The sequence below is a fragment of the Candidatus Poribacteria bacterium genome (assembly GCA_016866785.1).
Taxonomy (GTDB): domain Bacteria; phylum Poribacteria; class WGA-4E.
Genome location: VGLH01000013.1, coordinates 39,796 through 46,418, shown reverse-complemented (window position 1 = coordinate 46,418; position 6,623 = coordinate 39,796). Strand labels below are relative to the sequence as shown.

The 6,623-nt window shown below is 65.3% G+C and carries 5 protein-coding genes; 3 read left to right on the top strand and 2 right to left on the bottom strand.

Annotated elements, in window-relative coordinates:
- Nucleotide 1 precedes the first annotated feature (1 nt).
- From FJZ36_03605 to FJZ36_03595, 3 genes are read left to right on the top strand one after another with little or no spacing between them, the layout of a single operon-like run.
- Complete coding sequence (locus FJZ36_03605) at nucleotides 2–2,269, top strand: valine--tRNA ligase (GenBank protein ID MBM3213985.1); 2,268 nt, start codon at nucleotides 2–4, stop codon at nucleotides 2,267–2,269.
- A 58-nt stretch (nucleotides 2,270–2,327) separates the two neighbouring features.
- The gene (locus FJZ36_03600; protein ID MBM3213984.1) at nucleotides 2,328–3,278 is read left to right on the top strand and encodes a hypothetical protein; all 951 of its coding nucleotides are present in this window, start codon (nucleotides 2,328–2,330) and stop codon (nucleotides 3,276–3,278) included.
- A gap of 58 nt (nucleotides 3,279–3,336) precedes the next feature.
- The gene (locus tag FJZ36_03595) at nucleotides 3,337–4,209 is read left to right on the top strand and encodes an ATP phosphoribosyltransferase (protein ID MBM3213983.1); all 873 of its coding nucleotides are present in this window, start codon (nucleotides 3,337–3,339) and stop codon (nucleotides 4,207–4,209) included.
- Here FJZ36_03595 and FJZ36_03590 read toward each other — a convergent pair.
- Together FJZ36_03590 and FJZ36_03585 are read right to left on the bottom strand one after the other, a co-directional pair.
- Nucleotides 4,199–5,647, bottom strand: a complete 1,449-nt coding sequence (locus tag FJZ36_03590) for a divalent metal cation transporter (protein MBM3213982.1) — start codon at nucleotides 5,645–5,647, stop codon at nucleotides 4,199–4,201. The genes FJZ36_03595 and FJZ36_03590 overlap by 11 nt on opposite strands.
- Before the next feature lie 39 nt (nucleotides 5,648–5,686).
- Nucleotides 5,687–6,616, bottom strand: a complete 930-nt coding sequence (locus tag FJZ36_03585; GenBank protein MBM3213981.1) for a hypothetical protein — start codon at nucleotides 6,614–6,616, stop codon at nucleotides 5,687–5,689.
- Between the last annotated feature and the right edge of the window lie 7 nt (nucleotides 6,617–6,623).

Below are 6,623 nucleotides of genomic sequence, written 5' to 3'. Positions count from 1 at the left end.
CATCGGGCAACTGAAGCGCCTGGGCGCCTCCTGCGACTGGGAACGCGAGCGGTTCACGCTCGACGACGGCTCCGTTCGCGCCGTTCGTCGGGCGTTCAAGACGCTCTACGACGCCGGTCTGATCTATCGCGGCGAGGAGATGGTCAACTGGGTTCCCAGCCTGCAGACCAGCGTCAGCGACCTGGAAGTGGAGCACGAGGAACGCCCAGGGAAGCTGTACCACGTCCGGTACCCGTTGCGTGACAGCGAGAAGGCTCTGATCGTAGCGACGACGCGCCCGGAGACGATGCTGGGCGACACGGCAATCGCCGTCCACCCCGACGATCCGCGCTACCAGGACGTCATCGGCAAGGTCGCCATCCTGCCGTTGGTGGGCAGGGAGCTCCCGGTCATCGCGGACGAGTACGTGGACCGCGAGTTCGGCACGGGAGCCCTCAAGGTGACGCCGGGCTCCGACCCCAACGACTACGAGATCGGCAAGCGTCACGGGCTGCCTCGGCTGAACATCCTCAACCCCGACGGAACGATGAGCGTCGAATGTGGTGCCTACGCCGGGCTCGACCGCTTCGAATGCCGTCAGCGGATGGTTCACGACCTGCAGGAGCAGGGGTACCTGCTGCGGATCGAAGACCACGTCCATGCGATCGGCGTGCACGAGCGGACGAAAGAGATTGTCGAGCCGGTCGTCGCCCGTGGCTGGTTCATGCGAATGAAGCCGCTGGCGAAGCGCTCGATGCAGGCGGTGCGCGACGGCGAAGTCCAGTTCGTTCCCGAGAACCAGACGGCGACCTTCCTCAACTGGATGGCGAGCGTCCGAGACTGGCCCCTGTCGCGGCAGCGCTGGTGGGGTCATCCGATCCCGGCGTGGCACGCTCCGGGCGGCGAGGTGTTCGTCGCCGAGAACGCAGAGGACGCACGCGCACAGGCTCTGGAGAAGCTCGGAGACACCACGCTGGAACCCGATCCAGACGTGCTGGACACGTGGTTCAGCAGCGGCCTGTGGCCCCTCTCGACGCTCGGATGGCCCGAGGAGACGGACACGTTCCGCACGTTCTTCCCGACGGACGTGCTGGTTACGGGCTGGGACATCCTCTTCTTCTGGGTGTCGCGGATGGTGAACCTGTCGCTGAAGCTCGATGGTCGTTCGCCGTTCCGTCACGTCTATCTGCATCCGCTCCTTGCCGGCGACGACGGCAAGAAGATGAGCAAGTCGAAGGGCAATGTCATCGATCCCATCGTGCTGATGGATCGGTACGGCACGGACGCCTTCCGATTCGCCATCGCCGCCGCGATGATCGAAGCGCCGTGGATGCAGCTTCCCGAGGGGAGGATCGCGGGGTACCGGAACTTCGCGAACAAGATATGGAACGCGGCTCGCTTCGTCCTGATGCACCTTCGCGACTTCGATCCGTCGGGCGACGATCCCATGGAGTTGGAGCTCCCGGATCGCTGGGTTCTGAGCCGATCCGCTCGATTGACTGCGACGGTGAACGACTCGCTGGCGAAGTTCCGCTTCGGCGATGCGGCAAACGCGCTGTACGACTTCATCTGGAAGGAGTACTGCGACTGGTACATCGAGTTCGCCAAGATCCGGCTCTACGCGTCGAGCGATCCGGTCGCCCAGAGGACGGCGAAGCAGACGCTCTGGAAGGTGATGGATGGCTGGTTGCGTTTGCTCCATCCGTTCATGCCGTTCATTTCGGAGGAGCTGTGGCAGCACCTCCCGCATGACGGCGACACGCTCTGCCTGGCGGCGTTCCCGACTTCGGACATCGACGCCATCGACGAGGACGCCGAGCGCGAGATGGCGCTCATCATGGATGTGACGCACTCGATCCGGAACGTCCGTGGACAGATGAACGTCTCGCCGGCGATGGAGATTCGGGCGATGGCGCACTCGCCGAACGCGTGGGAGCGCGATGTCCTGACCCGGAACCGCGACCTGGTTCGCACGCTCGTCAAGGCGTCCGAGTTCGACGTCGCGGCGTCGCACGAGAAGCCGCACGCCGCAGCAGTTGCCGTCGCTGGCAACGTCGAGACGTTCGTGCCGCTGGCAGGCGTGATCGACGTCGAGCAGGAGATGGCACGGCTCGCGAAGGAGCTCGGCAAGACGGAGAAGGATTTGGAGCGCGTCGCGAAGAACCTATCCAACGAGAACTTCGCCCGGCGTGCGCCAGCGAACATCGTCGAAGCGGAGCGCGCTCGGCAGTCGGAACTCGAGGCTGTCGCCGATACGCTCCGGCGGAACCTCGCGCTGCTGCGAAGCTAGCCATCGCTCGAATGGCTCCTCTTCCTCGCAGTGCGCCGAACCGGTGGAAGGAGGAGCCATGAGCCGATTTCACCTGTCGATCATCGCCGCTGTCGCCTGCGTTCTGGGCTTCGCCTTCCTGCTGAACCGCTATGCTCCCAAGCCGGTTCCCAGCATGACAGGCAACGCTCCGGCATCGGGAGATGGGGTTGCTGCGAGCCCGGCTCCTGAAGTCGCGCGGCCCGGCGAGCCCCTCATCGTCCCATCCGAGCCGGTGGCTGTCGCTTCGGTCCGCGAGGCGGAGCCTCCACGACAAGCCCTCGTCCTGACCGACATCTACACGACCGAAGCCGCCGCTGAACAGGCGTACATCGAGCGCGTGAAGGCGGAAGCCCTCGCCCAACAGGTGTTCGGCTCGACGTCCGAGGGCGGCGCGTCCGATGGCGACGCCCGAATCCCGGAGACGTTCGCCGGTCTGTTCGACTCGTTCATCGATCCGAGCATGCTGCAAGACGAGGACGACGCTCGTCCCGACCGGCTCTGGACCGCCGAGACCGATCTGCCGTTGACGGCTCAGAGCGTCGAGCAGGCGGCGGCTGCCCAGCGCGACGTGGATCGAGTCGTGAACGGGTTCCTGCGGCTGGCGTTCGCCGGACACGATGCGGATCAGTACCTTGCCGCGCTCGATGTGGACTACCAATACACGCACAACGGAGGAACCCCCAACGACGCCTCCGATGACCGATACCATCGCGGCATCGAATACGAGGCGATCGGGATCAACCGGCTCATGGCGCGGTATACGGATGCGGCGGTTCGTCTGTCGCGACCGCAGGACTTCGAGCTCATCCGACCCGGCGTCGCCCAGGTGACGTACGACTACGACATGCGCCTGGCGAACGCCGTCGAGTCGCGGCGCGTGGCTGGCACGGCGACCTTCCTGCTGATGCGCGGCGGCACGACCGGGACGAGTCCCGACTGGCGGATCGTGGAATGGTACGACTCGCCGCTCGTCGTGCGCGCGCGCTAACATGGTGGGGTAGCGACGACGGCTCGGTGCCGCCGCGTCACTTGACGGAGCCTGTCCCATGAACGTCCTGCGCGTCGGTATCCCCAAGGGCAGTCTGCAGGAAGCCACGACGCGCCTGTTCGCCAAGGCGGGGTACCAAATCTTCGTTTCGTCCCGGTCGTACTCGATCTCGTTCGACGACGCCGAACTGACCGGCATGCTGCTGCGACCCCAGGAGATGGCGCTCTACGTCGAGAAGGACATCCTCGACATCGGGTTCGCCGGGAAGGATTGGGTCAGCGAGTGCGGCGCAGACGTCGAGATCGTGACCGAGCTCGTCTACAGCCGCGCGACGAACCGACCCGCCCGATGGGTGCTCGCCGTGCCCGAGGAATCGCCGATCCAGTCCGTCCACGACCTGAACGGCAAGGTGGTCTACACGGAGTTGGTTCGGACGGTCTCCGAGTGGTTCGCCAAACACTCCGTCACGGCGGATATCCGATTCTCGCACGGCGTCACCGAGGCGAAGATCCCGCACCTGTGCGACGCCATCGTCGATCTGACGGAGACCGGGAGCTCCATCGAGGCGAACAACCTGCGCATCGTAGACACGATGATGGAGACGGCGACCGTGCTCGTGGCGAACCGCGCGAGCTGGGCGGACCCGTGGAAGCGCGCCAAGGGGGAAGACATCGTGATGCTGCTGCAGGGCGCGCTCTCGGCAGAGAGCAAGGTGGCGCTCAAGCTCAACGCCCCGAAGGCGCGTCTCTCAGAGGTTCTCAGCGTGCTGCCGGCGATGAAGACCCCGACGATCTCGACCCTTGCGGACGAAGACTGGGTCGCCGTCGAGACGGTCGTCGATCAGTCGCAGATACGGTCGTTGATCCCGGTCCTGCACCGCGCCGGGGCGCAAGACCTGATCGAGTTCCCGCTCAACAAGGTCATCCCGTAGCGATCCGTCCGATCTCCCACACGGTCGACGCGACGGCGAAGCCGACGTAGATCAGGCTGGCGATCACCATGAACGCCGTGTGCACGGGACCCGGACGCGCCGACTTCGGAAGACGCTTCAGGTTCATGTAGAGCAGCAGCGGCACGTAGACCGCCATCGCGAACCCGCCGATGTACGCCGAGTTGAACACGAACCCCAACTCGGTGATGTTCCGCTGTTCCATGAACCACGTCAGACCCGTACCGACGACCATCCATGCGGCGGCGAAGAGGATGTACCACCAAGCCACGCCGCGCTTCCGAGCCTTTGGCACGTTGAAGTAGACGATGTCCGACAGCGACCTCGCGCATCCGTCGATCAGCGCCAACTGTGTCGAGAAGAGTGTCGCGACGCCCACCAGCAGGAAGATGGTCCGCCCTGTCTCGCCCCACACCTCCGCGAGAACCGCCGCCTCGTCCCAGATGAGCGTCCCTGCCTGCGGTACGATGCCCTGCGGACGGAGCACGCACAGCGCGCCAAAGACGAACAGCAGGATCGTCACCGTGTTCAGGAACCAGAAGAAGAGCAGCTGATCGCGGCGCGCGTAGGAGAACCAGGAGCGGAACCGCGCGGCGTTCTCAGGGTTCGCGTCGTCGTAGGTGTACCCTGGCGTGGGGGCTTTCTCGGTGCGGTCGCGCAGAGGGTTCGCCATGCCCTGGATTCGCAAGCCCATGCCGACGTGCTTGTCTCGGAGGTAGAAGGTGTAGAACAGGTTCGCGGTTCCTCCGGCGCCGGCGAAGACCGTCGCGATGAAGAGCGACTTGATGTCCATGCCGGGCTCGATTCGTCCGACACTGACGATGCCACGTCCCAGCTCGCCCCAGTGCTCGGCGGTTCCGACCCCGACCGCGACGGCGACCAATCCGCCGATGACGATCACGATCAGCACGGCGATCGTTCGTTCGACGCTCGTGTAGACGAGCTTAGGTCCGAGCAGGAGCAGCGCGACCAAGCCGAATGTGACGGCTGTCCAGAACGTGCCGGAACCGAAGCCGTCGGGTCCCACCAGCAGCGCCTTCAACGCCAAACCCGAGGCTTTGCCCCAGCCGGGAGCGATCCAACTGAACACGGTGAACAGGGCGAAGATGAGCGCAAAGCCTCGCCAGGTTCGCGCGAACCCGGAGAAGACGCTCTCGCCCGTCACGATGGTCCAACGGGCGACCTCAAAGTTGATCCAGAGCTGCATGAAGACGCCCAGGACCGCCGCCCACACCATCGATCCGCCGTACTGAGCGGCGATGCGGGGCCATACGATGATCTCGCCAGCGCCGATGGACAGCCCGACGAGAATGGCTCCGGGGCCCGCGAGCTGCCAGAACGACCTCGTCCGAGCCGGCATCTCCGCCGTCTGCAGCGGCTCGAACTCGCGCGACGAAGTCGCGCTCTCCCCATTCGCCATGCGCATTCCTCCCCATCCGTGACGCGGAACGTGTGGGCGCTACGACGCCAACAACCGTATTTCCTGCGGGGCTTCCCAGTGGAAGCGCCAGTCGGCGCCACCATCGCGTCCGACATAGAGCGTCGTCCCGACCGCCGCCCATGCCGCTCCGTCGCGCGTGAAGGCGATCTGAAAGGTATCGATGTTTCGCTCGCACGACGCCGGGAATTCGCCGACGACGGCATTCCACGTGTTGCCAGCATCTTCGGAGCGGAACAGGCGCGCGTCGCCGCCGCGTGGTCCTCGGCTCACCGATGCGAGCACGACATCGGGATCCGTCGGGTGGACGGCGAGACCGCGTCCGTACCGCGCGCTCAACCCTCGGCTTGCTTGACGCCAACTCGCGCCTCGGTCGTCGCTGACGAATACGGCATCCGCTGTGTTCGCATAGACGCGCGACGGAGCCGCTGGCGTAACAGCGACCTGATGCACGTCCGGGTGGAGCTCCGGCGTGACCGGTTCCCAAGACGCACCGCCGTCGGGGGATCGCATGATGCTGCCGACGTGGATATCGGCATAGACCCAACCGTCGCTGCTCGATGCCAGGCAGCGCACGGCAGGAGGTCCTCCCCAGGGCGTGTACCAGTCCTTGCGGCAGGCGAGCGCGTCAAACTCCGCGACGCGCTCGCCTGGTGAGCCGTCGGAGATCGAATACAGATGGGCGCTGTCATCGGTTCCGACCAGAGCACGGAACGGATCGGAGCTGCGCACCAGCAGGGAGCCTACAGGCTCGGCGATGCCGGTCGCGATGCGGGTATGGTCGGTCGAGCCGACGATGACGATCTCGCCGTTCGCCAGGGCAAGGGCGCCAAGCTCCCCGGACACGTCCGCAGCGGCGATCTCGTGGTCGGTCTCGCAGATGGACTGCGGGAGCCCTTCTTCACTATGGATGACATATGCCTGTCGCGCCAGAGCGATCAAGAGCGGCATGGGTTCC